This is a genomic window from Acinetobacter variabilis (genome assembly GCF_000369625.1).
GTDB classification, from domain to species: domain Bacteria; phylum Pseudomonadota; class Gammaproteobacteria; order Pseudomonadales; family Moraxellaceae; genus Acinetobacter; species Acinetobacter variabilis.
Genome location: NZ_KB850112.1, coordinates 1 through 26,993, shown reverse-complemented (window position 1 = coordinate 26,993; position 26,993 = coordinate 1). Strand labels below are relative to the sequence as shown.

General features: G+C 42.0%; 26 protein-coding genes, 1 rRNA gene and 2 pseudogenes. 13 read left to right on the top strand and 16 right to left on the bottom strand.

What is annotated here, in order from left to right:
* Positions 1 to 348 precede the first annotated feature (348 nt).
* The gene (locus tag F897_RS02745) at positions 349 to 972 is read left to right on the top strand and encodes a DUF2326 domain-containing protein (protein ID WP_005233101.1); all 624 of its coding nucleotides are present in this window, start codon (positions 349 to 351) and stop codon (positions 970 to 972) included.
* 252 nt (positions 973 to 1,224) lie between these two features.
* Here F897_RS02745 and F897_RS02740 read toward each other — a convergent pair whose 3' ends face one another.
* The gene (locus tag F897_RS02740; protein ID WP_446651613.1) at positions 1,225 to 2,403 is read right to left on the bottom strand and encodes an MFS transporter; all 1,179 of its coding nucleotides are present in this window, start codon (positions 2,401 to 2,403) and stop codon (positions 1,225 to 1,227) included.
* Positions 2,404 to 2,542: 139 nt separating this feature from the next.
* A complete protein-coding gene (locus F897_RS02735; protein WP_034580717.1) occupies positions 2,543 to 2,806 on the bottom strand; it encodes a metal/formaldehyde-sensitive transcriptional repressor in 264 nt (87 codons plus the stop codon).
* Between the two features lie 54 nt (positions 2,807 to 2,860).
* On the opposite strand from F897_RS02735, the pseudogene F897_RS02730 reads away from it, so the two are divergent.
* Positions 2,861 to 3,073, top strand: a pseudogene (locus F897_RS02730) (cation efflux transmembrane domain-containing protein); the annotation flags it as partial.
* A 15-nt stretch (positions 3,074 to 3,088) separates the two neighbouring features.
* Here F897_RS02730 and F897_RS02725 read toward each other — a convergent pair.
* Complete coding sequence (locus F897_RS02725; protein ID WP_004781546.1) at positions 3,089 to 4,150, bottom strand: RNA-guided endonuclease InsQ/TnpB family protein; 1,062 nt, start codon at positions 4,148 to 4,150, stop codon at positions 3,089 to 3,091.
* A gap of 137 nt (positions 4,151 to 4,287) precedes the next feature.
* Between F897_RS02725 and dmeF the strand changes: the two are divergent.
* Both dmeF and F897_RS02715 read left to right on the top strand, forming a co-directional pair.
* Positions 4,288 to 5,010 (top strand): annotated as a pseudogene (dmeF, locus tag F897_RS02720) (CDF family Co(II)/Ni(II) efflux transporter DmeF); the annotation flags it as partial.
* A gap of 132 nt (positions 5,011 to 5,142) precedes the next feature.
* Positions 5,143 to 5,841, top strand: a complete 699-nt coding sequence (locus F897_RS02715; RefSeq protein WP_005233091.1) for a DsbC family protein — start codon at positions 5,143 to 5,145, stop codon at positions 5,839 to 5,841.
* Between the two features lie 84 nt (positions 5,842 to 5,925).
* Here the strand turns inward: F897_RS02715 and F897_RS02710 are convergent, their stop codons facing one another.
* From F897_RS02710 to F897_RS02690, 5 genes are all read right to left on the bottom strand, one after another.
* Positions 5,926 to 6,183, bottom strand: coding sequence for a GlsB/YeaQ/YmgE family stress response membrane protein (locus F897_RS02710; RefSeq protein WP_005233088.1), 258 nt, complete (start codon positions 6,181 to 6,183; stop codon positions 5,926 to 5,928).
* A gap of 176 nt (positions 6,184 to 6,359) precedes the next feature.
* Positions 6,360 to 6,887, bottom strand: a complete 528-nt coding sequence (gene hpt / locus F897_RS02705) for a hypoxanthine phosphoribosyltransferase (RefSeq protein ID WP_004780337.1) — start codon at positions 6,885 to 6,887, stop codon at positions 6,360 to 6,362.
* Positions 6,888 to 7,098: 211 nt separating this feature from the next.
* Positions 7,099 to 8,418: a guanine deaminase gene (guaD, locus tag F897_RS02700; RefSeq protein WP_005233087.1), complete on the bottom strand. Its 1,320-nt coding sequence runs from the start codon at positions 8,416 to 8,418 to the stop codon at positions 7,099 to 7,101.
* A gap of 199 nt (positions 8,419 to 8,617) precedes the next feature.
* Positions 8,618 to 9,583, bottom strand: a complete 966-nt coding sequence (locus tag F897_RS02695; protein WP_005233086.1) for a TerC family protein — start codon at positions 9,581 to 9,583, stop codon at positions 8,618 to 8,620.
* Positions 9,584 to 9,914: 331 nt separating this feature from the next.
* Complete coding sequence (locus tag F897_RS02690) at positions 9,915 to 11,108, bottom strand: sugar transporter (protein ID WP_034580709.1); 1,194 nt, start codon at positions 11,106 to 11,108, stop codon at positions 9,915 to 9,917.
* 292 nt (positions 11,109 to 11,400) lie between these two features.
* Between F897_RS02690 and F897_RS02685 the strand changes: the two genes are divergently transcribed.
* Positions 11,401 to 11,688 carry a GNAT family N-acetyltransferase gene (locus F897_RS02685; RefSeq protein WP_004780333.1) on the top strand — a complete coding sequence of 96 codons (288 nt, stop codon included), beginning with the start codon at positions 11,401 to 11,403 and terminating at the stop codon, positions 11,686 to 11,688.
* Here F897_RS02685 and F897_RS02680 read toward each other — a convergent pair.
* Entirely contained in the window at positions 11,681 to 12,034 is a 354-nt protein-coding gene (locus F897_RS02680; protein WP_005233077.1) for a hypothetical protein, read from the bottom strand. The genes F897_RS02685 and F897_RS02680 overlap by 8 nt on opposite strands.
* Before the next feature lie 202 nt (positions 12,035 to 12,236).
* Between F897_RS02680 and F897_RS02675 the strand changes: the two genes are divergently transcribed.
* A complete protein-coding gene (locus F897_RS02675) occupies positions 12,237 to 12,707 on the top strand; it encodes a BLUF domain-containing protein (RefSeq protein WP_004780330.1) in 471 nt (156 codons plus the stop codon).
* Between the two features lie 59 nt (positions 12,708 to 12,766).
* Here the strand turns inward: F897_RS02675 and F897_RS02670 are convergent, their stop codons facing one another.
* From F897_RS02670 to mpl, 6 genes are all read right to left on the bottom strand, one after another.
* Positions 12,767 to 13,249: an alcohol dehydrogenase catalytic domain-containing protein gene (locus tag F897_RS02670; RefSeq protein ID WP_338072309.1), complete on the bottom strand. Its 483-nt coding sequence runs from the start codon at positions 13,247 to 13,249 to the stop codon at positions 12,767 to 12,769.
* A 69-nt stretch (positions 13,250 to 13,318) separates the two neighbouring features.
* On the bottom strand, positions 13,319 to 13,807 hold the full coding sequence (locus tag F897_RS02665; protein ID WP_005233073.1) for a transposase: 489 nt from the start codon (positions 13,805 to 13,807) through the stop codon (positions 13,319 to 13,321).
* Positions 13,808 to 13,851: 44 nt separating this feature from the next.
* Complete coding sequence (locus F897_RS02660; RefSeq protein ID WP_004779997.1) at positions 13,852 to 14,157, bottom strand: IS630 transposase-related protein; 306 nt, start codon at positions 14,155 to 14,157, stop codon at positions 13,852 to 13,854.
* A 4-nt stretch (positions 14,158 to 14,161) separates the two neighbouring features.
* Entirely contained in the window at positions 14,162 to 14,335 is a 174-nt protein-coding gene (locus F897_RS16865) for a hypothetical protein (protein ID WP_005233071.1), read from the bottom strand.
* Positions 14,336 to 14,678: 343 nt separating this feature from the next.
* A protein-coding gene (locus F897_RS16860) for an IS3 family transposase (protein ID WP_122959108.1) occupies positions 14,679 to 15,901 on the bottom strand; the annotation gives its coding sequence in 2 pieces (ribosomal slippage) (positions 14,679 to 15,565 and positions 15,565 to 15,901; 1,224 coding nt in all).
* Between the two features lie 93 nt (positions 15,902 to 15,994).
* Positions 15,995 to 17,359, bottom strand: a complete 1,365-nt coding sequence (mpl, locus tag F897_RS02645; RefSeq protein ID WP_005233068.1) for a UDP-N-acetylmuramate:L-alanyl-gamma-D-glutamyl-meso-diaminopimelate ligase — start codon at positions 17,357 to 17,359, stop codon at positions 15,995 to 15,997.
* A 241-nt stretch (positions 17,360 to 17,600) separates the two neighbouring features.
* On the opposite strand from mpl, the gene F897_RS02640 reads away from it, so the two are divergent.
* The 4 genes from F897_RS02640 to F897_RS02625 all read left to right on the top strand — a co-directional run bounded on the left by F897_RS02640 (position 17,601) and on the right by F897_RS02625 (position 21,816).
* The gene (locus F897_RS02640; RefSeq protein ID WP_004780323.1) at positions 17,601 to 17,942 is read left to right on the top strand and encodes a DMT family protein; all 342 of its coding nucleotides are present in this window, start codon (positions 17,601 to 17,603) and stop codon (positions 17,940 to 17,942) included.
* A gap of 197 nt (positions 17,943 to 18,139) precedes the next feature.
* Positions 18,140 to 18,652 (top strand): 5-(carboxyamino)imidazole ribonucleotide mutase, encoded by a 513-nt coding sequence (purE, locus tag F897_RS02635; RefSeq protein WP_005233067.1) that lies wholly within the window; start codon positions 18,140 to 18,142, stop codon positions 18,650 to 18,652.
* Positions 18,653 to 18,680: 28 nt separating this feature from the next.
* Complete coding sequence (locus F897_RS02630) at positions 18,681 to 19,802, top strand: 5-(carboxyamino)imidazole ribonucleotide synthase (protein WP_005233066.1); 1,122 nt, start codon at positions 18,681 to 18,683, stop codon at positions 19,800 to 19,802.
* Between the two features lie 718 nt (positions 19,803 to 20,520).
* Positions 20,521 to 21,816, top strand: coding sequence for a lytic murein transglycosylase (locus tag F897_RS02625; protein WP_004780318.1), 1,296 nt, complete (start codon positions 20,521 to 20,523; stop codon positions 21,814 to 21,816).
* Positions 21,817 to 21,918: 102 nt separating this feature from the next.
* Here the strand turns inward: F897_RS02625 and F897_RS02620 are convergent, their stop codons facing one another.
* Positions 21,919 to 23,046: an anhydro-N-acetylmuramic acid kinase gene (locus tag F897_RS02620; protein ID WP_005233064.1), complete on the bottom strand. Its 1,128-nt coding sequence runs from the start codon at positions 23,044 to 23,046 to the stop codon at positions 21,919 to 21,921.
* A gap of 63 nt (positions 23,047 to 23,109) precedes the next feature.
* Here F897_RS02620 and tyrS point away from each other — a divergent pair, with 63 nt between their 5' ends.
* The 3 genes from tyrS to F897_RS02605 form a co-directional block, all read left to right on the top strand.
* Complete coding sequence (gene tyrS / locus F897_RS02615) at positions 23,110 to 24,342, top strand: tyrosine--tRNA ligase (protein ID WP_164071335.1); 1,233 nt, start codon at positions 23,110 to 23,112, stop codon at positions 24,340 to 24,342.
* A 498-nt stretch (positions 24,343 to 24,840) separates the two neighbouring features.
* Positions 24,841 to 25,131 (top strand): hypothetical protein, encoded by a 291-nt coding sequence (locus F897_RS02610; protein ID WP_005233061.1) that lies wholly within the window; start codon positions 24,841 to 24,843, stop codon positions 25,129 to 25,131.
* A gap of 730 nt (positions 25,132 to 25,861) precedes the next feature.
* A 16S ribosomal RNA gene (locus F897_RS02605) occupies positions 25,862 to 26,993 on the top strand; the annotation flags it as partial.

The window sequence follows — 26,993 nt, the reverse complement described above, 5'->3', positions numbered from 1 at the left end:
AGTCATAAATTTTAGTCCCCACTTGTTTTTAAGTGGGGACTAAATTAAGGCTTATAGGATGAATTCATAAGGTGTGTTCAGCGGACGCTTACTCTTTTAGAATTATATGAAGGTTTACAACAAATTTTCAGACCAGAAACCTTAGAGCATTTCACAGCAGTTGAAAAATTTCATAATTCTCTAGCATTTAATCGTAAAAATAGGTTACTTAAAGACCGTTTAGAATTATTAAATGAAATCGAACATCTAAATAAAATAATTACTAAAAGGTCTAAATTTAGAGACGAGCAGCTGAAATTTTTAAACGGTAAAAAAGCTATTGATGAATATACTTCGATTGTCAATAAAGTGGCTGCATTTAAAGAGGAAAGAGACCGTATTAATGAGTTTCTACAGGTGGTAGAACGACAACAGTTCCAAGGCCAGCTGATTAAAGAGAGTAAAGTAGATCAAGATAGACTTGCTTTTGAATACGTTCAAGAACAACCGTTAGATAATTTTAATAGGGATTTCATTGAATTAGTAAATAGACTTTATCCAAGATTACCGGCTGGAATCGTATTAGATAATAACTCAGGAGATAATCAGATTAGATATAATTTAACTGTACAGGTGCAAAGCGATTCATCAGATGGGGTAAATTCAGCACGTATAGTTTGTTTTGATTGGTTACTTCTAACGAAAGGTCAACGACATCAAATAGATGTACTTTGGCACGATAATAGGCTTTTTGCTGATATGGATGCAATTCCTAGAGCTCAATGGTTTAAGTTTGTTAATGAACAATTAAAGAACTCGAATAAACAATATATCGTGTCACTGAATCAAGAAAATTATGACAGTATGTTTGAATATTTAACTGAAGTAGAAAAAGAGTCTTTTAATAACTCAGTTATTATTAGATTAAGTGGAGACGACCCTAAGAATAAACTTTTAGGTATACAATTCGGTAAAACTGTTTCATTACATTAAATTTATAAATAGTCACTTATTAGGCACCAGAAATATAATTTTTAATTAACTAGACCTCTTGCGAAAGTATCGTTTTACCTAATTTTTGAATTAGCTAAAACCTTATAAAATGTAGCTTTGGGCTGTTTAAATTTTGACTAACGCAAGAAGTCTACTGATTGATATAAAATAGTTAAATTAAGTTTTTTACATTCTGTATTGGAAAATAATCCTTAAGTTATATAAAAAAGCCCTCAAATGTGGGCTTTTTTATTAGGCTTTTACCTGCAGTTTTTGATGCCATAACCAAAGGATTAGACAGAGTGCACTGATCGCCACACAGAAACTGATCACGGCAAATCCTAAGCCGAAGTGATCAGCCAGATATCCCACCGCGATAATCGGCACAATCGTGCCCAAATAGCCAATAAACAGGTAAGTCGACATCACGGCTGCACGGTTTTGCAAGGTTGTAATCGCATGAATTACACCGAATGCGCCCATCAGGGCAAAACCATGTCCAATCCCGAATAGAATATCACTGGCAAAGAACAAGATACTTGCTTTAAGGATCATGCAGAGAGCAAGACTAACCAAGCTCACCAGCATAATTATCAAGCCAATATTCAGACATTTCTTTGCAGGAACAGCTTTAGCAAAGAACTGCACCACAGCAGAAATCAGCAAAATGCAGGTAATGGCGGTACCACTGACCAAAGGACCATGCCAGGGTAAGATATTCTGCACAAAAGACGGTGACAGTGAAGCAAATAAACTGAAAGCAGCAAAGGCATTAAATGCAGTTAATCCCACAATCATGAACACAGCATGATACTGAGGTTCAGGACGCAGTAATTTCGGTGCAATACTAAAAGGCTGGCGTTCAAAAGCAGGGGTTTTTAGCCAGAATAATCCGACAAAACACAGCACTGCCCCAAGAATAATTGGGAGGTATGGAGTAATTAATGGAGCTTGAGAAAACTGCGCAATTACCCCACCCACAAACGGTCCCAAACCAAAGCCTATGGCCGTCAAAATTGATACTAATTGCGGTGCAAGCTGCTTATGAGTCTCTGGAATGGTTTGCATCATGCCCAGCATTGCTGAAGTCGTCATCAGGCCTGAAGCAATACCAATGATAAAACGACCCACCGACAAAATCAGCGCATTCTCGGCAAAAACTGAAATGACCAAGCCAATGCTAATAAATACCAGACCAATTTGCAGGGTTCTTAAGAAACCAATCGTGTTGCTGGTACGTCCCAGGAATAACAAGGTACCCAGGCAGCCAAACATATAGGCGACAAAAATATAGGTAATCTGGCTTGGGGATAAATGCCAGATCTGTTGATAAATGGGGTAAAGCGGGCTTGCCAGTGCTGTGCCGATAGTACCCATAATCAATGCAAGACTGACCATGGCGAAAGGTCGCCATGAGATATTTTCTGTCATGTAGCTGCCGTAAAAGTTTCACCACATTTTAAAAAGAATGATGTGGAAGAAAGAAGAGAATGGGTGGCAGTGTATCGGTTAGATGAAAAAGCGGTCAATTATCCTGCTGTAAAGAAAACAAAAATGTTGAACTAAACAATCAGCCATAACGTTTTAATAATTTTAAAAACTCAGCCAATTCTTCTTCATTAACCGCAGCTTCCCCAATGACATGCTCTCTTAAATGGGTTTCGATCAATTCATTCATCAAACCGTTTATAGCACCTTTAATGGCTGCAACCTGTTGCAAGACCTGAATACAGCCTGCTTCAGGATTCAGGAGAGACTGCTCTACGGCGTTCATCTGACCTTGCAAGCGCCGTACCCGGTTTAATATTTTTTTATCATCATGTACATGACTCACCATAAATCTCCAAAAATAAATATACTGGGGGGGTATTAATAATAGTTTCCTTTTATGCAAAAACATACCGCCAATTCGCACAGCCATCAATTTGATGAAGGTAATCCACTCGCGCAGAAAAAGATTCTGTTTGCCACGATTCTAACCGCCGTTATGATGGTGCTGGAAGTATTAGGGGGATGGATCTTCCAGTCAATGGCTTTGCTTGCCGATGGCTGGCATATGGGCTCGCATGTGTTGGCCTTGGGGCTGGCTTACTTTGCCTTTGACATCCTCCCCTAGCTAAAGCAAGGGGATTCCTACAGCTAGACGCTTATGCCCAAGCGCAAGAATGTTGAGTGCAGAGTTTCTATCTCTATCGTGGAATGTACCGCATTCCACACACTTCCATTCTCTTATTCCAAGATCTGTCCTACCTTTCGGACTACTGTTAGATATATTTCCACAGCACGAACAAATCTGGGTGGTATAGGCTTCATTGACTTCTTCAAACAACACTCCAGCGTTCTCGCATTTATATCGAAGCATTGTTTTGAGTGCAGAAAAACCTGTGTCCAAAACAGATTTTGCCATTTTGGTTTTCACTAGTTTTCTTGCACTCAAGTCACCTACAATGATTAGTGCATTATTCTTCACCAGCGCTGTGCTGGCTTTATGCAAATGGTCTTTACGACTATTGGCAATTTTGGCGTGTAATGCACGTACACGCTTCTTATTTCTCGCTCGTTGAGCAACACCTAGCTTCTGCTCATAATGGCGATAGTATTTTGGATTTGAAATGACTGTACCATCTGAACAGGTGGCAATATCCTTTAAACCCAAATCAATACCGATGGCTTTGGTTGTGTTAGCTTTTTCCGCTTTAGGTGTATCCACCACTAAACACACATACCAACGTCCACGACTATCCTCTACAAAAGAGCCAGTTCTTACTGTGTATTTACTTAAACCGTAGCTATCCCATAATCCAAACTTAATTTTTCCATACTCAACATATCCATCAGCATACTTTAGTCCTGATCTTTTGAATGGTACCCACCCAAGCGATCTTCTTGCTGATTTCTTATTACTGACACGCCATTTGAGCTTTGCTTTTTTAAACTGTTTTCTTCGGGTGACAAGTTCTTCTCTGATCGCATCAACTGTTTGGCTATGCAACCCACACAGCTTCGAAGTTCCTTTAGTGTACTTCGCCATGTCGAATGCTGAAAAGAACTCACCCTTTCTTTTGAGGTGTTTAAAACTTAAATCATTCACATAATTCCAAACAAAATTAACTTCTGATGCTAATTGGTCTAGCACCTTGCAATGTTTGTCTTTTATGCGTAATTTGAGTGTCTTCATCCAATTATTTTAACAGTATTTTTCTTAATAGTGACTATAGTACAAGTATTTAAAACGACCTTTCGTGTCGTTCATGTGGTTTACTCCAGTCGCTTATATCCTCGTGCTGAACCACGAGGTTTTACGCTCCAGTGGATAAAGCGGCCCGTCATTATGCGAATGATCCCCGCTTTAATATGGGCACTTGGCGGATTGAAATTCTGGCCAGTTATAGCAGTGCAATTTTATTGCTTGTGGTAGCCGGTTTTATGGCGATTCATTCAGTAGAACGTCTCTTTTCGCCAGTTCAGATTCATTATAACGAAGCCATTCCAATCGCGATTTTAGGACTATTGATTAATCTGGCCTGTGCCTGGTTGCTGCATGATGATGGGCACCATCACCATGATCATCATCATGGGCATTCCCATCACGAGCATGATAATAATCATGGTCATCATGACTTGAACTATAAAGCGGCCTTTCTGCATGTGGTTGCTGTTGCTGTAACTTCTGTTCTGGCTATTATTGCTTTGATTGCCGGAAAATATATGGGCTGGGATTTTCTCGATGCAGTACTGGGACTGGTCGGCTCAGTCTTGATTGCACGCTGGGCGATTGGCCTGCTAAAGCAAAGTGCCAAGACTTTACTGGATGCCGATATGGATGCCCCAGTGGTCGAAGAAATACGTGAAGTCATTGCTGAATATGGGAACGACCTACACTTAACTGACCTGCATGTATCGAGAGTCGGTAAAGGTAAATTTTCCTGTTTTGTTGCCGTTCAAACGGGAATCCCCATTAGTGCCGATCAAATCCGTGAGGCGATCTCTATTCATGAAGAAATCGTGCATATCTCGGTAGAAGTCAATCAGCATTAAGGGGTTAATGTTCCACGTGAAACATGATTGATCAATTCGATTTGAATATTAAGCTACATAAAATAGTCAGAATTTTCTTTTTAAAAAGACTAGAATCGAAACACATTTAACTTGGACCTGAGCAGGACATTCATGCAAATAAGAAATATGCTGCTGGCTTTGACCCTATTCCCTGGCCTCAGCTTTGCCAATGTGGATACAGTTAAAGCCAATCTGGCAAAAAACAGTCCCAACCTGAAAATTGAAAATATTCAGCCTACCGAAATGAAAGGAATCTATAGTGGTTCCATGCAGGGACAGATTGTCTATCTGAATGAAGATGCCCAGTACCTGCTGGCCGGTTCAATGTTCCGGATCCAGGATCAGCATAATCTGACTCAGGATTTATTACTCAAACAAAATAGTGTCGACTGGAAAAAGTTACCGCTTCAGGATGCGATTAAATCAGTCAGAGGGACAGGAAAACGTCAGCTTGCCATCTTTTCTGACCCAAATTGCCCGTATTGTAAACAACTTGAAGTAGAGCTGAAAAAACTCAAAGATGTCACTATTTATACCTTCATCCTGCCTTTAAAACAGCAGTCAATTGCGCCATCTAAACAGGTTTATTGTGAAAAAAATCCGGCCCAGGCTTGGGAAGACCTGATTGGTCAAGGTATACAGCCTAAATCGAAAAAGAGCTGTAGCAATCCAATTGAACGTAATAAACAGCTGGCACAATTACTCGGTGTAAATGGCACTCCAGCGATTATTTTCTCGAATGGTTTTAAGGTCATGGGCGCTCAGCCGGCAGAACAGATTGAACAAGGCTTCAAAGAATTCGGCCTGTAAAATTCTGACCATGATCAGCAAATAAAAAAAGAGCACCTATCTAGGCGCTCTTTTTTTATGAAAGAAACTTATGCCAAGCAGAGCTTAGATCCGTTTACGTTTAGTCACCATATTGTAGATAAACAGGATGACTATGGCACCGATCACTGAAGCAATGAAGCCTGCGGCAGAATCTTGGGAGTACAAGCCCAGCATACGTCCGGCAAAGGTCGCAACCAGTGAACCGGCAATCCCCAGCAGGGTCGTAACAATGAATCCAGCCTTGTCATCACCAGGGTGAATTGCGCGTGCAACCAGACCCGCAATAAAACCCACTACAATTGCAACGATAATTGACCACATCAGCATACTCCTTGTTATCATGTCTTTGTTTTTACATCAGGTTTATCTTGCGGCAAGAAAAGCCCTGAAAAAAGTCATGTCCTGCAACGGGCTGTTGCGTTTTTGTTTGCTGTGTTACTGAAATGATTCAAGAAATAAAAAAAAGTGGCACGAAGCCACTTCTTTTAAACCGGTTCTTAAAGACCGATTTCACCAATAAATGGAATATGACGGTATTTTTGATCATAGTCCAGGCCATAACCGACAATGAACTTGTCTTCGACTTCAAAGCCCAGGAATTTTACTTCCAGCTCGATTTCACGACGTGAAGGTTTGCTCACCAAAGTGCATAGTTCAATTGAGTTTGGCTGACGGGTTTGCAAGATTTCCAATACTTTGCTTAAGGTATTACCTGAGTCGATAATATCTTCAACCACCAGCACATCTTTACCACGGATTTCACCGTCCAGATCTTTCAGGATTTTGACATCACGGCTCGAAATCGTACCGCCGCCGTAGCTGGATACAGTCATGAAGTCGAGTTCATGTGGCTTGGTAATGGCACGACACAAGTCTGCCATGAAAATCACTGAACCGCGTAACAAACCGATAAGTACAAGCTCTTTGTCACTATTGGCATAGTGTGCATCGATTTTAGCACCAAGCTCTTTGACTTTAGCTTGAATTTCTTCAGCGGAAATCATTACGCTCATTTGAACGGTCATGGGTAGATACCTAAAAAATAAAAATAGCAAAATAAAAAAGGTGTTGACCTGCAACACCTGAATTGCAGCAATTTTAATACATCCTTGCTTGAGATGCACCTGTTTTACTTGCTGTAAATGTAATCAATTTTCGGGCTGCTGTGAATCTCTCTTCAGCGCAAAGGCACAGACGGCGACGATTGCAGCCAAAATGATCCTGCGCTGACGCGATTTATTGGGCCTTGACATAGACAGCCTGTCCATAGACATAAGTTGCTGCAATATTACGGTCATCTCCCAGCATGGTCAGTGCAAAAAAGGTGTCTTCAATATTTTTGGCTCTGCTCTGACGCAGTTGTTGTAAAGCGGTGGCATTAAGATCCAGCACCACAAAGTCTGCTTCTTTGCCCGCATTGAAATTCCCCAAGCGGTCATCCAGACTTAAGGCTTTCGCACCACCCAAGGTCGCATGATATAGCGATTCAAAAGCCGAAAGTTTTTCTCCTTGCAGCTGTTGTACTTTATAAGCTTCATTTAAGGTTTGGAGCTGGTTAAAGGAGGTTCCTGCCCCGATATCAGTACCCAAGCCGACTTTCACGCCTTTATCCCAAGCTTTCTTCAGCGGAAATAAACCGCTACCCAGGAACAGGTTTGAGGTTGGGCAGAAGGCAATCGCAGAGTCGGTTTGATGCATGCACTCCCACTCCCCTTCCTCCAGATGCACACAATGCGCAAATACGGATTTAGCACCGGTCAGCCCATAATGATGATAGACATCCAGATAGCCTTCACGTTCCGGAAAGAGTTCTTTTACCCAGGCAATCTCGTTTTTATTTTCACTGAGATGAGTATGGACATAGACATCTAGATATTCAGCTTTTAACTGACCTGCTTTTTCTAGCTGTTCAGGGGTTGAGGTTGGAGCAAAACGGGGCGTAATCGCATAAAGATTACGTCCCTTACCATGCCATTTCTCAATCAGGGCTTTAGAGTCGCTATAGGCGGATTCTGCGGTATCGGTCAGGGCTTCAAGTGCATGGCGGTCCATCAGCACTTTACCGGCAATCAGACGCATATTCTGTGCTGTAGCCGCTTCGAACAGTGCTTCTACCGAAGCCGGATGAACGGTACAGAACACCAAAGCTGTGGTTGTGCCATTCTTCAGCAATTCCTGAATAAAAAACTGTGCAATTTTCTGGCTATAGGCTGGATCCTGAAACTGGATCTCAGTCGGGAAGGTATAAGTATTTAACCATTCCAGTAGCTGTTCCCCATAAGCACCGACCATTTCGGTTTGCGGGAAATGGATATGGGTATCAATAAAACCTGGCACGATCAGCTGCTCAGGATAATGAGCTACCTGCACTCCTTCAGGCAGATGCTGCTGCCCCTCTTCCCAGCTGCCAAACCATTGAATCTCACCATTCTGGCTGATGAGCAAGCCATCTTCTACATATCGCACTTGGTCGTGAATTTCACGCGCTTGGGCAACCGTATTCTTGATATCCAGGAAGCGACCGCGTATTGCCGTCGTTGCAATGATAGAAGACATTTAAAACCTGCGCTTTTTGATTTTTTCGATTGATTGTAGCTGAAAAAATTAGCATGTTTATATGAACATTCATATTTAACCATGCGTATTTTTTATGAGATCAGACAATCACGAATAATTTCAACAGAGCGTGCGTATGCAGCTGAGCTTATAGACAAATAAAAAAGCCTGCATCAGCAGGCTTTTTTTATGATTAGCTTTACAGCGTAGTTTCGTTATGTTTCTTGCTATGACGAATCGACAAAATCGCAGTCACCGTCAAGACAATCACAATAAAGCTCAGTGAAATCCAGATCGGCATATGGAATACATCCAGCATCAGCATCTTAAAGCCGATAAAGACCAGAATCAAACCTAGGCCATAAGGCAGATAATGCATTTTTGAGGCTGCACCTGAGAGCAGGAAGAACATGGCACGCAGGCCTAAAATTGCCATCAGGTTCGCAGTAAGCACAATGAAGGGGTCGGTGGTGACAGCAAAAATAGCAGGAATAGAATCGACTGCGAAGATCACATCAGAGGCTTCGACCAGAATCAGCACCAAGAATAACGGCGTTGCCCAAAGCAAACCATTTTGACGGACAAAGAATTTATCGCCCTGAAGTTGCGGGGTGATACGCATATGTTTACGTAGCCATTTCAGAATGGCCATATCTTCAATATTGCTGCCTTCTTCATGCTGACCACGCAGGAATTTGAAGCCGGTATACACCAGGAACGCACCGAAGAGATACAGAATCCAGGAGAATTCCTGTACAAACCAGGCACCAATAAAAATAAAGATTGTTCTGAGCACAATTGCACCCAGTACACCATATAACAGCAATTTACGTTGTAGCGCTGGTGGAATGGCAAAGGCGGCAAAGATCATCAGCCAGACAAAGACATTATCAATTGCCAGGGATTTTTCCAGCAGATAACCGGCAAAGTATTCCATGACCTTGGTATTGGCAATTGCCGCACCTGCAGTCTGCTCCAGATACAGCCATAATCCACCACCAAATAAAGTCGCGACACTGACCCAGGCGATACTCCAGTAGGCAGCGGTACGGACTTTTACTTCCTGACCATGCTGATGTTTAAAGCCGACAAAATCGATCACCAGCATGACGGCGACAATTGCGAAAAAGACAAGATACAGCCAGAGCGTACCAATTGTTTCCATGTGAATTCTCCACATCGGACGACTGGCCATAAAAAAACCTTGACCAGCTGCCAGATGAAAAACATCTATAACAACATGATCAAGGTCTTGCCTACATCTTTGTGCTCTACTGGAGGAGATCCAGTGGCATTTCAAGATGCTCAGATACCGACTTTTTGCAAAGTGTAATGACGATATTCTGACACGTTTAAAAACTGAAATTTCATTTTTAAACGTTTGGAGGAGGCTACTCCCCTTGTTCAAACTCAATTCTGTTTGAGCAATTGCTCAATATCAGATGAGCATGACAGATTTTATGCATAATCACAAATTATTTTACAAAAAGCAGCGTTTAATCAGCGGCTTTGGGCAAAAAGTCTAGGCGCTGAACCAAATAAAGACTAAGCAGAAATCCAAGGATCGCCAGCCCTGCTCCGGCCCAGCCAATGCTCGATAGTCCAATCTGAAGCGTGACTATACTGCCAAGCAAAGCTCCTCCGCCAATACCGACATTATACAGGCCTGAATAAATGGCCATGGCAACATCTGTAGCATCTGCAGCCAGATTCAGGGTTTTAGATTGTAGGGCCAGGCTGAAACCAATGATGCTCAAACCCCACAGCAGAGATAAGCCAGAGAGGCCTGTGACTGTGCTCGACAGTGGTAATAACAGCAGCATGGAAATAACCAATCCAAAAGTAAAAGCAGGAATAGTCATTTTTGGGAACTGCGCAGCAAAACGGCCAAACAGATAGGAGCCTAGGAATCCTGCCCCGCCATAAACCAGAAGTAAAGTTGTGGTCTGGGCTGAATCAAAGTGGGCGATATTCAGGGAAAACGGTTCAATATAACTATAAGCAGTAAATTGCGCCGTAATCACCAGAATAGTGAGGGCAAAAACTAGCATCAGGCTGGGACGTTTGATCAGGCTTTTTAAGCTGCTGAGGGAGCCTGAATTGACACTTGGAAGCAATGGCAAGGTTTTGGCCAGAATCAGGCAAATGATCAATGCGAGACACGCAATCAGGGCAAAACTATTACGCCAGCCATACGCCTCACCAATCATCCGGCCAAATGGAATACCGAGCACCATCGCCATCGCTGTTCCTGTGGCCAATAAACCAAGTGCCTGAAACTCTTTACCTTTCGGTGCAACCCGAACCGCGAGTGAAGCGGTAATCGACCAGAACAAGGCATGTGCGATGGCAATCCCTATCCGACTGATCACCAGCGTGCTAAAACTCCAGGCAAAATAGGACAGCACATGACTTAAAATAAAGACCGCAAAGACCAGCATCAGTAGAAAACGCCGTTCTATGGCTTTAGTGAGCAGCATGATCGGAAGAGATAGTAGGGCCACGATCCAAGCATAAATGGTCAGCATGATGCCGGCCTGAGTGGCGGACATGGCAAAGCTTTGCCCGATTCCACTCAGTAATGCCACAGGAATAAATTCGGTAGTGTTAAAAATAAAAGCCGCACAGGCTAAAGCGATGACACCAATCCATTGCTTGGTGACGGAAGAAGCGGAAGATGAGTCAGACATACGAAGTTGCATGTAAAAAGATGCTGCATTCTAATCCTGTCTTTCTCAATTAGGGAGTAGGTAAAATTAAATTTTTGGGGTGATATGTGATCACTCAAACTGCATCACCCTCAATCAGGCAAAATAGAGAAATAAAAAGTTATCAATATTTGAAAAAAATCACAGGAAATGATGAAAGAAAATAAAAAATTTCATCCAATATTAAAAACTTAACAATAATTCATATTATTTCTTTAAGAAGATGTTTTAAATTAAATAAACCAATAATTTTATTAAGGGATCAGCCTTCAGTATGGACATTCAACATCAAGATTCAAAACGCGGCGGTGTATTTTTTATGGAGGAAGATGGTCGACGTCTTGCTGAAATTACATATCAGTGGCAAGAAGCATCGACCATCGTGGCTGATCATACCTGGGTAGATAATTCCTTACGTGGTCAAGGCGTAGCACGCAAAATGCTGGATGTGCTGGTCGACTTTGCCCGCAAGAATAGCTTAAAAATTATTCCCCAGTGTTCCTATGTAGATGTCATGTTTAAACGTGATCGCAGCCTACAGGATGTTGCAGCTGCTATTTAGCAATTGAATTAAACTTATCCAAGATAGAGATATGTTGTAATTTGCCCTTAAGTGCAGGTACAGAAATATGCTGCAGCAGGTTATATACGCCATAACCTGCCATCAGGCCTATGCTGTTCCATAACACTTCTTCATATTTGCCTAACAGCGTAAGTATTCCCATCATCAGGCTTACGCTGATATAAAAAAACATACGACGGCGAACAAACTGTAAAAGCGTCCAGCCTATAAAAACTGAACTGAGCAGAATGTTGGTTTCGGTCGTCAAGGCCAGTTCATTCAGCATAATCAAAAGCATAAAACATATACACAACAACGCTACAGTGAAAATCAGATCTTTTAACATCAGGTTTCACTCCTTCATTATTATTGCTATATATCTGAAATCATTGATTTCCTCTCAGGAAGTAATTGTTATAAGTTTTCTTTGGAAAAGCAAACCTAAAATAATGTAAGCAAAAACGGATATTTGCTTAAAAAATGATCGACTAAAATTAAAATAATTGATTAAATTATGTTTTTAATTCTTTCTGCAGTGAGATGACCTTATGCTACAGCTTTGCTACGCCAGTGAGCGTATAGAATCTGAACAAGAGTTATTACAGGATCTTAGTGATATATTATCTGTAGCGAGAAAATTTAATAAAGCTCATCAGATTAACGGGGTTTTATATTATTCCCATGGCAAGTTTTTTCAATGTCTGGAAGGTGAAGCAGAGGTGGTAGAAAATCTGTTCCAGAGTATTTGCCGTGATCCACGCCATCATCAGGTGCTTCGCTTTCAGGATGCAACAGTAGAACGTCCACATTTCTCGGAATGGTCGATGAAATATGTTCATAAACATAGTGAAATTTCTTCTTTATTTTCACGTTTTGGTTTAGGCCAGTTTGAACCTCATGCATTGCAACAGGAACAGTTGAGTGGATTCCTGGAGCTGCTCTATCGTCTGGATGAAAATCAGGCCAATCTTGCTTCTCCTCAAGGTTATAAACAGCGTGGTTATATTCCCTATTTTTAATTGACGCTAAAAAATAAAAAAGTCCGCTATGCGGACTTTTTTTTGTTGTCGATAATGATTTAAGTCATTTCAATCATGACCTTTTTGGCAAATTCTAGCTGGTTGTCATCTACATCGACCATGATGATATTGGCTGGAGAATAAAACTGGGCAGTGAGCAAGGCACTCATGCCAATCGGGCCGGCACCGACAATCGCCACATTGTCCCCCGGTTTGACCTGACCATATTGCACACCAATTTCATGGGAGGTCGGCAAAATATCGGAAAGAAAGACCGCAACATCTTCATTCAAACCTTCTGGTAAATGATAGAGAGAAGTATCGGCAAATGGAGTTCGGACATATTCGGCATGAGTGCCGTCAATCATATAACCCATAATCCAGCCACCCTCGTTTCTACAATGGGCATACAGCTGTTTCTGGCAGTTTTCACAGGTGCCGCAGCGGCTGACACAGGAAATAATCACCTGATCGCCCTTTTTAAAGTTTTGAACTGCGGAAGCGACTTCTTCCACAATACCAACACCTTCATGACCGAGAATCCGGCCATTAAAGCTGCCGGTTTTTTCTTTTGCAACCTCCTCAATTTCGGGGTTTTTACCTTTCTATAGCTAAATACTAAATAAATCATTACAGTAATCTTTAAACAATTTATCAATATCTTTAACTCTAAATTTATTGCGAATCATTTTTACTCGTGACCACATTTTTTCTATAGGATTTAAGTCCGGGCTATATTTAGGAAGCCACACAATGTAATGGCCTGCACAACGTATCAACTCCTGAAGCCTTGTTCCTTTGTGAAAGGTGGCATTATCCATAATCAATACACTGGTTTTTTTCAGCTTTGGCAATAAATCCTGTTCAATCCAGCATTCAAATACCTCGGGATTCACTGAACAATCAAATACTCCAACTGTAAGCAATCTATTTTCGATTAATGCGCCAATCGCATTGCTACAATTTTTTAACTGCCAGTTAAATTCAGCTTCAGCTCGCGCTCCTTTAGGGCTATAACTATGCGATCTCGTACTTTCGCTTTGAAAACCACTTTCATCGATATAAACCAGTGGTAATTGTTGTTCTAAACATTCAATCAAGTTCTGAAATTGCCGACGTTGATTTTGATCTGCTTTAGGGTGCTTTAACGTCTTTTTTTACGCGATATTCCTGCAGCATGTAGCGCATTAAATACTGCATGTGTACTGACACCAAAACGTTCTGCCCGTTCACTGATGTAATCATCGGGATATTGTTCAACATCATTCAATATTTGCTCTTTGCTAATTTTAGCTGGGCGACCAGGAATAGGTTTAGTTACAGTGGACTTTTTCCAATTCTGAATCGTCTGTATACAGACGTTAAAATGCTGTGCTGCTTTTCGCACAGACATTTTATCTCTAGTCATAATTTCTATGACTTTGTCTTTAAAATCTTTTGAATATCCCATGTTTCTATTGTTCTATATTTTTAAGTATTTGGCTATATATCCCGAGGTCAGTACCACAAATGGTGACTTTGCTAAGTTTGATAATGGCATCAGTAGGTTGCAGAATGTGGGGAATGCGACGTTCTTCAAAGTGGATATCATTGGCGCCGTAATAAACCATGGCTTTCATTGTTGTCATGACAGATCTCCTAGGGGAATGAGGGTCTGAACAAGAGGGATAAAGCTATTTTTTGCTGCCTTTACAGCCTGGAAAATCATCAGGAGGGTTAAAGATAAAAGAGGATCGAAATGCTGTTGTTCTTATTGATTGTGCCTAGGGCACTCAAAGACTGCAATGAGTCTTATGTCCATATTGCAACAAAAGATAATGAAAAGAAAAAAGATAAATTTTAGCTGTTTTAACATTGAAATAAGAAAGTTGATTTGAACTTGGATGAGGGTCTATTTTCTTAAAAAAGATAGAAAGCGAATTTAATTGTCTTGTCCTGAAATAGATTGACAGTATTCCACTTCAAACCGAGTTAAGCAATTAGCTCGGTTTTAGTTTGCTCATACGTCTGATTCGGGGTGTTCATATTTAAACTTAAATGTGGTCTATAGCAATTATAAATCATAATAGATTCCGCAATTAAGTGATCTAACTCCTTCATGGTTTGACATCGTGTAATTAAAAACTCCTGCTTTAATATTCCATTAATCCGCTCTGCTAATGCATTCTGGTAACAGTCTCCTCCATCTGTCATAGAAGGACATACCCCATAATGGCGTAATGCCGATTGATATAGTTCAGAGCAATACTGAGAGCCTCTGTCTGAATGATGAATCATCCTTGTCGCTCGATCCGTCACATGCTGCATCGCCATATGTAGAGCCTGCACAACATTCTCCGCACGCATATCATTCGATAACTTATAACCTTTAATCTGACGGGTATAAGCATCTGTCACTAAGGATAAATAATGTACGCCTTCAGCACTCTCAACATAAGTAATATCACTAACAAAGACTTCGTTGGCTTGCACTGCTGAATAATCCTTTAATAAATTTGGATGCTTCTTCATCCAATGCTTGCTATCCGTAGTTTTTGTATAGCGACGCTTGGGGCGAATCAATAAATTATGCTCTTTCAATATTTTAAATAACTGATCCCGTCCACACTTTAAACCACGCTGCAACAATTTGCCTTTAATAAGCCAATACAGCTTACGTGTTCCGATACTTGGCATGAGACAACGATATTCCATAACCAACTCAAGTATTTGTTCAGTTGCTTGTGCAGTCATTTGAGCACGTTTTTCTGCTTGATAATAAGCTTGTCGGGTGATTCCCAACCACTGACAATAACGTGAAACGCTTAGTCTTCTTTGGCTTTGCCAATCTTTGAAACGTGCTCGGTATACTTTTTTCCAAGATCAGTCCCACATTCTTTATCAATGTGATAAATCACATCCTGAATAAATTCAGTTTTAAGCTTTTCTGCGGCTAACTGCTTTTCTAATTGGCGGATTCGTTGTTGGGGGGTTAATTGGCGTTTAGAAGAAGTCGGCATATTCGAAGTCCAGTCCTGTTGTCCGTGCTTGCGTAACCATACCAGCACAGTTGATCTTCCTTGAATACCATATTTTGCCTGAGCTTGTTTATAAGTAATTTGCCCTTTTTCTACTTCATGTACAACCATCATTTTAAAGGCGAAGCTATAATCACGTTGTGTGCGTTTAACTCGTTGTTCTTGTGCATGTTCCATAAAATAAGTCTCTTAAGGTGTAAACTTATTTCAGGACGGGACAAATTTTTAAAATAAAAAAGCCCGCTATTACGGGCTTTTTTATATAAATTTTTAAGCTTTTAAAGCACTAATCAGTTTTTGATGCAGACCGCCAAAACCACCATTGGACATGATTACCACCGCATCGCCCTCACCTGCTTCAGCCACTACGGTCTGGATAATCTCATCCAGAGTACGTGCGACTACAGCTTTATTTGGCGCAGCATTAATTACCGGTTGCAGATCCCAATCCAGGCCTTCTGGCTGATACCAGATCACCTCATCGGCCAGACGCGCGGAATGTGCTAGGCCATCTTTATGACTGCCCATACGCATGGTATTGGAACGTGGTTCAATAATTGCCCACAGCTTACGTTCACCGAGACGCTTGCGTGCGCCATCAAGGGTGGTATCAATCGCAGTTGGGTGATGGGCAAAGTCATCATAGACTTCAATGCCGCGTACAGTGTCCAGCAGTTCCATACGGCGCTTAACACCGCCAAAGTTGGAGAGTGCTTCACAAGCTGTTTCAATAGAGACACCGACATGCTCAGCAGCAGCAATGGTTGCTAGTGCATTGGCTACACTATGCTGACCCGTCATATTCCATTTCACTTCGCCTTTCACAGTACCGTGTTGCAATACCTTGAAGTGAGAACCATCTTCTGAAAGCTGTTCAGCATAAAGCTCAGATTTCTCATTGGTGTCTAATGAAGTGCGAATAACAGGTGTCCAGCAGCCTTGCTCTAACACTTCATCAATATTTGTTTCAGTAATTGGCGCAATAATGCGGCCTTCACTTGGAATGGTACGCACTAAATGGTGGAACTGTTTCTGGATTGCTGCCAGATCATCAAAGATATCAGCATGGTCAAATTCCAGATTGTTCAGAATCGCAGTTTTAGGATGGTAATGCACGAACTTGGAACGCTTGTCGAAGAAAGCAGAATCGTATTCATCGGCTTCAACACAGAAGTATTTACCGCCACCTAAGCGCGCACTTTCAGAAAAGCCAAGCGGGACACCGCCAATCAGGAAGCCAGGTTCTAAACCGGCCTGATCCAGTACCCATGCCAGCATGGTGGTGGTTGTCGTTTTACCATGCGTACCGGCTATACCTAAAACGTGTTTACCTTGTAGCACATGATCTGCCAGAAACTGTGGGCCTGAAATATAAGGCAGGCCTTCATTCAGCATATATTCCACGGCATCAATACCACGTTTCATGGCATTGCCGACAATCACCAGATCCGGATGCGGCTGTAAATGGCTACGGTCGTAGCCCTGCATTAAAGTAATGCCTGCATTTTCCAGCTGGGTCGACATCGGTGGATAAACGTTTTGATCCGATCCTGTCACCTTATGGCCCAGATCACGTGCCAGTAATGCCAGTGAACCCATAAAGGTGCCACAAATACCCAAAATATGCAGATGCATCTACTTCACTCCATTTTGCCTGACACATCACTTTGTACTGGTGCTGTTGCCATGATTTATTCGATTTGCAAGCAACGATAGCAAGGCTTTGACCGAAAAGATAGTCAAAGTTCAAGCATTCCTGCGGGATTTTTTAAATCCTGTTTCACAGACAAATTCAGGGAAATTTTCAAGCTTCCGGAATATCTTTTGGCAAAATAAATCGTAAAATAAGCCCGAACTTTTTGCAGAGTGCATGCAGATGCTACCGGCTCTATTTCTTCTGGTGATTGCCAACTGTTTTATGACCTTGGCCTGGTACGGACATCTCAAATTCCTGCCGCATGATGCACCGCTGTGGCAGGCGATTTTATTTAGCTGGGCCATTGCCTTGTTTGAATATAGCCTGATGATTCCAGCAACCAAATTATTAGCCCAACAGGGACTGGCGGTAGGTCAAATGAAAATTACCCAGGAAGTCGTCACTCTACTGGTCTTTGTTCCCTTTATGATTTTCTTGTTCAAACAGCCGTTTAAACTGGATTATTTATGGGCAGCACTATGTCTCTGTGGCTGTGTCTATTTTGTATTCCGCAGTTCCTGAAATCATCTACTAGCCACTACTTCCCTATTTTTATTCCAGTTTTTAAGAATCCGCTAAAAAAATAAGAAAAATCGAGCCTTGCTTTGACCGTTAAATTTTATGAAGCTGAAAAATCAGTCTATAATATGCCTTCCTATTCAAGCTTGGCTCTCTCGTCGAGATTTATCTTTCTTACTTTAATCTCTGGAAAATTTGCAATGAATGCGGCTGCTGCACAAGATACTCCTCTCGTAGGTATTATCATGGGTTCTCAATCGGATTGGGCAACTCTCGAACACACTGCCAATATGCTCAAGCAGCTTGGTGTCCCATTTGAAGCCGAAGTCGTTTCCGCACACCGTACCCCGGACCGTCTGTTTGAATATGCTGAACAAGCGCTTGATCGTGGTATTCAGGTGATTATTGCCGGTGCAGGTGGTGCAGCGCATTTACCAGGTATGTGTGCAGCCAAAACTGATCTGCCAGTACTGGGTGTACCCGTCAAATCTTCGATCTTAAATGGTGTCGATTCATTGCTTTCTATCGTGCAAATGCCAGCGGGTATCGCCGTAGGAACATTGGCGATCGGTCCTGCCGGTGCAACCAATGCAGCTATTATGGCAGCACAGATTTTAGGTTTAACCCGTCCAGAGATCGCAAAAAATGTCGCAGATTTCCGCGCGGCACAAACCGAGAAAGTCGCAAGTAACAATATTCCAGGTCAAATGTAAGTCCAAGCTTAATACGGGATCAAACACAATGGATAAAACCATCGGTATTTTTGGTGGCGGCCAGTTAGGTCGGATGATGGCACAAGCCGCACTACCTCTAAATATTCAATGTACGTTCTTTGAAGCCAATACGGACTGCCCTTCTGCGGCTTTAGGTCCGGTTTTCTCCACCAAAGCTGTAAATGGCTTGCAGGACTTTATCAATAGCGCAGATGTCTTTAGCCTGGAGTTTGAAAATACACCATTGGCTGATATCGATGTTTTAACGCAAAACAAAGATTTGCATCCACCACGTCAGGCTTTAGCCATCGCACAGCATCGTCTGTCTGAAAAAGCCCTATTTGATGAACTGGAAATTCCGGTTGCACCGTATAAAGCGGTAACTTCACTGGAAAGCTTGCAGACGGCCGTGGCTGAGCTTGGCTTGCCGATCGTGCTAAAAACCTCTCGTGGTGGTTACGATGGTAAAGGTCAGTTTGTTTTACGTTCAGCTGATCAAATTGATCAGGCTTGGGCGGAACTCGGCCCTGCTGGTGAACTGATCGCAGAAAGTTTTGTGACTTTCTCGCGTGAAGTATCGATCATTGCGGTACGTGGTCAAAATGGTGATGTGAAAACCTGGCCATTGGCTGAAAATCATCACCACAACGGCATCCTGTCGCACTCGATTGTTCCGGCACCCAATAGTGCGGATCTGCAACCAGTCGCGCAGGATTACATCACTCGCCTGCTGAATCACTTGGATTATGTGGGTGTATTGACTCTTGAGCTGTTTGTGACAGACAAAGGCCTGTATGCAAACGAGATGGCACCACGTGTGCATAACTCAGGTCACTGGTCGATTGAAGGCGCTGTTTGCTCGCAGTTTGAAAACCATGTTCGTGCGGTCGCAGGTCTGCCACTGGGTTCAACTGAAGTGGTGCGTCCAACCGTCATGGTAAACATTATCGGTCAGCATCCCAAATCTGAAGATGTCCTGGCTTTAGAAGGCGCTCACTTGCATCTATATAACAAGTCAGAGCGTGAAGGTCGCAAGATTGGCCACATTACTTTGATGCCCACAGACAGCGCTCAGCTGACCACTTTATGTCGTCAACTGGCGAAGATTTTGCCAAATCCGCTGGCATTGAGCGAAGATATGACCATCTAAGCTCTAAGCTGCTGATAAAAAAAGCGATCACTTCGGTGATCGCTTTTTTATTTGTCCAGATTCAGGCATGATTGCGCCTCTTTAAAAATCCCTTGCCATTGGGCGGATCATTTTTAAAATCAATTGCTTGTAAACTGATCAATTGAGTATAAATACAATAATTTAATTTGCTGCTATTTTGAGCTGAATTCTAGGTTATTCACTTGTGGATAAACTTAACATTAAGTTTGAATTTAAAACTGGAAATAGATTTTGAATTTAAATTCATAAAAATAAATTCAAATTTAAAAATGAACTTTGAATTTAAACTTCGCTGCTTAAATTTAAATTCAAAAATATGAATTCAAATTTAAAAGCTGATTAATGAATTTAAAGTTTTGAATTTAAAAATAGGCACTCCTAATAAAAATGAATTCAAAATAGAAATGCTATATACCAGAAGCCTTTGGTTGATTGGAAAGTTCTGATCTAAAGACAAGTTATCCACAATCATTTTTTAAATTCAAAAGTGTTTTCCTGAGTTTTGAATTTAAATTTAAAAATAAGCTTAATTTGAATTTAAAATGAGTTTGTGGATAAGTTTTTTAAATTTAAAAGCTACAAAATGAATTCAAAAGTGTAGGAATTATGAATTTAAATTTACGTATTGGCGCTTTAATTTTCATCATGAACTGCTAAGGTAGAAACATAATTCAAAATCTAAATATTTAAGGGTCTTATGCAACGGCTTGCACTTTTTGTTGGTTCTTTGGTTTTAGCTGCTACACAGGCACAGGCAGAACTGATTATTAATGGTCAGCGTGTGACATCAACGGATATGTCTTCTGTGCCGAGCAGTCCGGTCAATTATGCGTCCCAAAATAATTTTCAGAATTGTCTTGCCAATTTGCGCAGTCAGGCGATTGCACAAGGCGTAAGTGGTTCAACCTACGATCGTTATACGCAAAATTTAACACCTGATTATTCTGTGATTGAAAAGTTGAATTATCAGCCTGAGTTTTCGACCCCAATCTGGGATTATCTGTCCGGACTGGTGGATGAAGAACGTGTACAGCTGGGTCGACAAAAACTGCAGCAACATCGTGAGGTATTAAACCGGATTAGCGCAGCCTATGGAGTGCCGGCGGAAACGATCGTAGCCGTATGGGGTGTAGAAAGTAATTTTGGAGATATTTCCGGAAAATATCCTTTATTACAGGCCTTAGGTACTTTGAGTTGTGAAGGTCGTCGTCAAAGTTATTTCCGTGGTGAGTTCTTTACCACCATGAAATTGCTGCAACGGGGTGATGTCTATGAAAACCAATTAAAAGGTTCGTGGGCAGGGGCTTTTGGTCATACTCAGTTTATGCCATCGACTTATGATGAGCTGGCGGTTGATTTTGATGGGGATGGTCGTCGTGATTTAGTCGGCAGTATTCCTGATGCACTGGCTTCTACAGCCAATTTCCTGAAAAAACGTGGCTGGCAGACTGGCCAACCCTGGGGCTTTGAAGTAAAAATTCCACAAGGTATGTCTGTTGCAGGCGAAGGCCGACGCAATAAAAAATCACTGAGTAGCTGGATGAACCGTGGTGTGGTGCGTGCTGACGGTACTCCGCTATTACAGGGCAATTTATCAGAATCTTCTCAGGCTGGCTTATTGGCACCTGCAGGCGAAAATGGACCGGTATTTTTAGTCTTTAAAAACTTTGATGCTATTTACAGCTATAATGCAGCAGAAAGTTATGCTTTAGCGATTGCACATTTATCTGACCGCTTACAAGGTAAGGGAAGCATTCGGGCAGCTTGGCCAACCGATGATCCAGGCACGTCACGTGCGGAACGTCGCGAGATCCAGCAATTCCTATTAAACCGTGGCTATGATATTGGTGAGGTAGATGGTCTGATTGGGGATAAAACTCGTCAGGCGATTCGTCAGGAACAAAGCCGTCTGGGTTTAAGCCCGACCGGTCGGGCAGGACAGCAAATCCTGCGTGCATTTAGAAATGAAAATGCCAAACTAATGATGCGTTAGGAAGAATTTAGACATGATCTAAATATGGTTCTTCATCATAAAAAAGGTCTGCAAATATGCAGACCTTTTTTATAACTATATATAGTGAGCTTAAAGCTGCTTTTATACAGAGGTAATCGTACCTAGAACGCGATAACCGGATGCGCCTGTCACAGCCGGCAGATTGCCGCTGAGTTGATTCATAAAACGCATCGCCAGCCAGGCAAAAGCCGTGCCTTCCACCCAAGTCGGATTTAAGCCAAGGTCGGCTGTGGTTTGTACGCTCCAATGATGTTTACGCAAACGCCAGCGTAACTGTTCCAATAAATGTGAATTATAGGCACCACCACCACAAACATAAACTTCACCGGTATCCAGGCCGGAACGGTAAATGGCTTTTTTAATCGCACGGGTCGTGAGCTTCATTAAAGTAGCTTGCACATTCTCTGGTGTATCTTCAAGTTCATCATATTGAAGATCATTGCGCCAATCAGCAATCTGTTCATCCAGCCATTCCAGATTAAAGTCTTCGCGGCCGGTACTTTTAGGTGGCTCTTTTGAGAAGAACTCATGTTCCTGTAAACGGTCCAATAAGCTACGGATTGGTGTGCCATAAGCTGCCCAGTTACCATTTTCATCAAAAGGCTGGCCGGTATAACGCTGACACCAGGCATCCATCAGAATATTGGCAGGGCCTGTATCAAAGCCATAGACCTGATCCGATTGACCTGCCGGCAGAATACTCACATTGGCAATGCCGCCCAGATTCAGAATCACACGGTGAATACTCTCATGCTGGAAAATATCTTGATGGAAAGCGGGGACTAAAGGTGCACCTTGGCCGCCAGCAGCCAGATCGCGACGACGGAAATCGGAAATGACCGGAATCTGGGTGATTTCAGTAATGATATTTGGATCACCAATTTGCAGGGTAAAGCCATGTTCAGGACGATGCCGGATGGTCTGACCATGCGATCCAATTGCCTTGATTTGCGATTTGTTTAAATTATTTTCTTCAATCAGCGTATTGATGCCATGACCAATCATCTGTGCCAGTGCGACATCGGCTTTGCCCATGCGGTCGATTTCATTGTCATCTGGCAAAGTCAGTGCCATCAGTTCATCACGAAGATCGGGATCAAAAGGCAAGGTGAGGGTAGCATGAAGCTGAAGTGGATCAAAAGAAGCAGCAACAATATCGACACCATCCATGCTTGTGCCGGTCATTACCCCAATATAGATCGCTGTCATGATTATTCTTAAGCCTGCAATGTGCTGAAAAAGTGTTAGTATATCGCACAAATTGAATAACTGATGTATTTGGATTTTGTGATGTCAAATTTCCTGCCGGCTGAAGAACAACTTGCCCTCATCCAACGAGGCACCCACGAAATTATTTCTGAAGAAGACCTTCTGAAGAAATTAAAGCAGAATCGTCCTTTAAAAATTAAAGCGGGTTTTGACCCAACTGCACCGGATCTGCACCTAGGTCATACAGTTTTAATCAATAAATTAAAAGTATTCCAGGACTTGGGTCATGAAGTGTACTTCCTGATCGGGGATTATACTGCGATGATCGGTGACCCGACGGGTAAGAGTGCAACCCGCCCGCCATTGTCACGCGAGCAGGTACTAGAAAACGCAAAAACCTATCAGGAACAAGTATTTAAAATTCTTGATCCAAACAAAACCAAAGTCGTGTTTAACTCGGAATGGTTTGCACAAAAAACTGCAGCTGACCTAATTCAATTGGCATCACAACAAACAGTTGCACGTATGTTAGAGCGTGATGATTTCACCAAGCGTTATAACAACCAGCAACCGATTGCGATTCACGAATTCTTATATCCACTGGTTCAAGGTTATGACTCAATTGCTTTAGAAGCTGACGTGGAGTTAGGGGGTACAGACCAGACCTTTAACCTGTTGATGGGCCGTACCCTGCAAGGCCGTTATAACCAGGAAGCACAGGTGTGTATTACTGTGCCAATTCTTGAAGGTCTGGATGGTGTGAACAAGATGTCTAAATCTTTAGGCAATTATATTGGTGTATTTGATGCACCGGGCGCGATGTATCAGAAAGTCCTCTCTATGCCGGATTCATTGATTGAGCGTTATTTAGATCTGCTCAGCTTCAAGTCAATAGAAGAAATTCAAGGCTTGCTGAAAGAAATCGAAGAAGGCCGTAATCCGCAGGAAGTGAAACGCATTCTTGCCCTGGAACTGGTAGAACGTTTTCACGGTGCTGAAGCTGCCGCGCATGCCCATAAAGGTGCAGGTAATATCATTACTGAAGGTGAACTGCCTGAAGGTACGCCAGAAGTGACTATTTCACGTGGCGAATTTGGTGGTGAGATCTTCATTACTTCAATTTTACGTGAAGCTGGCTTAACCAAAAATGCTGCTCAAGCTAAAGATGCCTTAGGCCGCGGCACTGTGAAAGTGGACTGGAAACCGGTTGATGCGTCTTTTTTTGTGAAAGAGAACGTAACTTTAATTATTCAGGCCAGCAAAAAAGCAATTGCAAAAGTGACCTTCGTTGACTAAGGCTGGTTCTAAGTTATTGAAATAAAAGCAGGCTTTGGCCTGCTTTTATTTTTTAAGTTGTATATGAATTATATAAATATAGAAATTCAAAAAAAACCTTATAAAAACAACATTTAAATTTTTCCATTTGGCTTGCATTTCAGGTTTTTTGTGTATAAGATTTATTCGTCTAGAGATTCCGTAAAAAGCATATCTAGAGGGTAATGATCAATAACAGACAACTCCATAATTGATCAGGTCTCTAAGTAAAGAGACAAGTTAATATAATGTGAATAACTATAATAATGACATAATGGATCGGGTAAAGATTCAATTCTAAGGAAGAGATTTTGGGAGAGATCTCTTCCTTTTTTATTGGTGTTGTCTGGCTATATGTTCAATCTTCAATAAATTCAAAACAAAGATGGATGAATCAGCTTGGATTCGGGTTAAATCCATGGTGAGATGAATGAATCATCTTTGAATCTCAATTCATCTATAAAAAGAAAGGTAAATAAGGTGTATCGATACCAGACTGAACAGATGTTTGATGAAGACATCGATTTCATTTTGCGTTTTCTCTTCGAATATGAGTCTGCTGAGCGAAAACAAAAATCTTTGGATCAGGTACAGGCCTTATTTCAGCAATTAGATCTTGCCTCCCACTATTTACTCTTTTCATTAGTCAAAGAACGCCTGCCACGTCGGGCCAAATTATTGTTTGCTGCTGAAGACTATAGTGGTAAGAAAGAAGTGATTGAGGAAGTGATGCAGCACTGGATAAAAGATAAATACTCAAATGTGGCTTAATCGATTTTAATCTTCTGCTTATTCTTCTGCGCTTAAGTAAGATTTCTGGATGATCTGAAACCTAGAAAGATCATATCCTTATTTTTGTTCTTTAAAACAGAGTGTTAAGAAAAATCTGTATACAGCAAGGATTTTGACCTTACAAAAAGCCCCATATATACAAGTCGGATAAAAAACAGCAAAATATATAACCTGATATAAGAAAGTTTCGGAAAATTCTGGATACAGCCCTTAAATTTTACGGCCTTATTTAAAAATTACAGTTTTTTGATAGTTATCAGGTCTTAATAAATTTTACTGTTTTAAATTGAATTGCAATGAATATGGCTTTTATTGAAGAAAAACGCTCAAAATTTAGATAAAAAAGCGATTTTTTAACGAAATTCGTAGAAAAAAGATACATACGTGAAAAATATAATGAATTGGGGGTTGCAATGATTCTGAAATCCTCTAGAATGCACCCATACCGACGAGATAGACGGAAACGAACGAAGCAGATTGCTAAGTTGTTAAGTTTATCGAAGTCCAGCTTCTGGCATTGACGAGATGTTAGAAAGATCATTAAGAGATTATGAAGAACAACTTGTGTGGATTTTTACTGGTTGATTGATCGAAATTATTTTCATTGATTGATTGGTTTGAATTACTCGAAGTTTATTTGAGCGAAATTTAAGTCAGGAAATTGATGAGCCAAGTTTAAGAGTTTTACTTATAAAACTCGAAATGATTTTAACTGAAGAGTTTGATCATGGCTCAGATTGAACGCTGGCGGCAGGCTTAACACATGCAAGTCGAGCGGGGATAGGGTGCTTGCACCTGATTCCTAGCGGCGGACGGGTGAGTAATGCTTAGGAATCTGCCTATTAGTGGGGGACAACGTTCCGAAAGGGACGCTAATACCGCATACGTCCTACGGGAGAAAGCAGGGGATCTTCGGACCTTGCGCTAATAGATGAGCCTAAGTCGGATTAGCTAGTTGGTGGGGTAAAGGCCTACCAAGGCGACGATCTGTAGCGGGTCTGAGAGGATGATCCGCCACACTGGGACTGAGACACGGCCCAGACTCCTACGGGAGGCAGCAGTGGGGAATATTGGACAATGGGGGGAACCCTGATCCAGCCATGCCGCGTGTGTGAAGAAGGCCTTTTGGTTGTAAAGCACTTTAAGCGAGGAGGAGGCTTACCTGGTTAATACCTGGGATAAGTGGACGTTACTCGCAGAATAAGCACCGGCTAACTCTGTGCCAGCAGCCGCGGTAATACAGAGGGTGCAAGCGTTAATCGGATTTACTGGGCGTAAAGCGCGCGTAGGTGGCTAATTAAGTCAAATGTGAAATCCCCGAGCTTAACTTGGGAATTGCATTCGATACTGGTTAGCTAGAGTATGGGAGAGGATGGTAGAATTCCAGGTGTAGCGGTGAAATGCGTAGAGATCTGGAGGAATACCGATGGCGAAGGCAGCCATCTGGCCTAATACTGACACTGAGGTGCGAAAGCATGGGGAGCAAACAGGATTAGATACCCTGGTAGTCCATGCCGTAAACGATGTCTACTAGCCGTTGGGGCCCTTGAGGCTTTAGTGGCGCAGCTAACGCGATAAGTAGACCGCCTGGGGAGTACGGTCGCAAGACTAAAACTCAAATGAATTGACGGGGGCCCGCACAAGCGGTGGAGCATGTGGTTTAATTCGATGCAACGCGAAGAACCTTACCTGGCCTTGACATACAGAGAACTTTCCAGAGATGGATTGGTGCCTTCGGGAACTCTGATACAGGTGCTGCATGGCTGTCGTCAGCTCGTGTCGTGAGATGTTGGGTTAAGTCCCGCAACGAGCGCAACCCTTTTCCTTATTTGCCAGCACTT

Bases quoted from the DNA above. Each gene is read 5' to 3' on its own strand.
- tyrS (WP_164071335.1), top strand. From the start codon at position 23,110: ATGTATTTGGATTTTGTGATGTCAAATTTCCTGCCGGCTGAAGAACAA.
- F897_RS02625 (WP_004780318.1), top strand. From the start codon at position 20,521: ATGCAACGGCTTGCACTTTTTGTTGGTTCTTTGGTTTTAGCTGCTACA.
- mpl (WP_005233068.1), bottom strand. From the start codon at position 17,359: ATGCATCTGCATATTTTGGGTATTTGTGGCACCTTTATGGGTTCACTG.
- F897_RS02725 (WP_004781546.1), bottom strand. From the start codon at position 4,150: ATGAAGACACTCAAATTACGCATAAAAGACAAACATTGCAAGGTGCTA.
- F897_RS02710 (WP_005233088.1), bottom strand. From the start codon at position 6,183: ATGTGGTCAATTATCGTTGCAATTGTAGTGGGTTTTATTGCGGGTCTG.
- F897_RS02680 (WP_005233077.1), bottom strand. From the start codon at position 12,034: ATGTTAAAAGATCTGATTTTCACTGTAGCGTTGTTGTGTATATGTTTT.
- F897_RS02630 (WP_005233066.1), top strand. From the start codon at position 18,681: ATGGATAAAACCATCGGTATTTTTGGTGGCGGCCAGTTAGGTCGGATG.
- hpt (WP_004780337.1), bottom strand. From the start codon at position 6,887: ATGACCGTTCAAATGAGCGTAATGATTTCCGCTGAAGAAATTCAAGCT.
- F897_RS02740 (WP_446651613.1), bottom strand. From the start codon at position 2,403: ATGACAGAAAATATCTCATGGCGACCTTTCGCCATGGTCAGTCTTGCA.
- F897_RS02690 (WP_034580709.1), bottom strand. From the start codon at position 11,108: ATGTCTGACTCATCTTCCGCTTCTTCCGTCACCAAGCAATGGATTGGT.
- F897_RS02620 (WP_005233064.1), bottom strand. From the start codon at position 23,046: ATGACAGCGATCTATATTGGGGTAATGACCGGCACAAGCATGGATGGT.
- F897_RS16865 (WP_005233071.1), bottom strand. From the start codon at position 14,335: ATGACAACAATGAAAGCCATGGTTTATTACGGCGCCAATGATATCCAC.
- F897_RS02685 (WP_004780333.1), top strand. From the start codon at position 11,401: ATGGACATTCAACATCAAGATTCAAAACGCGGCGGTGTATTTTTTATG.
- F897_RS02715 (WP_005233091.1), top strand. From the start codon at position 5,143: ATGCAAATAAGAAATATGCTGCTGGCTTTGACCCTATTCCCTGGCCTC.
- purE (WP_005233067.1), top strand. From the start codon at position 18,140: ATGAATGCGGCTGCTGCACAAGATACTCCTCTCGTAGGTATTATCATG.
- guaD (WP_005233087.1), bottom strand. From the start codon at position 8,418: ATGTCTTCTATCATTGCAACGACGGCAATACGCGGTCGCTTCCTGGAT.
- F897_RS02640 (WP_004780323.1), top strand. From the start codon at position 17,601: ATGCTACCGGCTCTATTTCTTCTGGTGATTGCCAACTGTTTTATGACC.
- F897_RS02675 (WP_004780330.1), top strand. From the start codon at position 12,237: ATGCTACAGCTTTGCTACGCCAGTGAGCGTATAGAATCTGAACAAGAG.
- F897_RS02695 (WP_005233086.1), bottom strand. From the start codon at position 9,583: ATGGAAACAATTGGTACGCTCTGGCTGTATCTTGTCTTTTTCGCAATT.
- F897_RS02660 (WP_004779997.1), bottom strand. From the start codon at position 14,157: ATGGGATATTCAAAAGATTTTAAAGACAAAGTCATAGAAATTATGACT.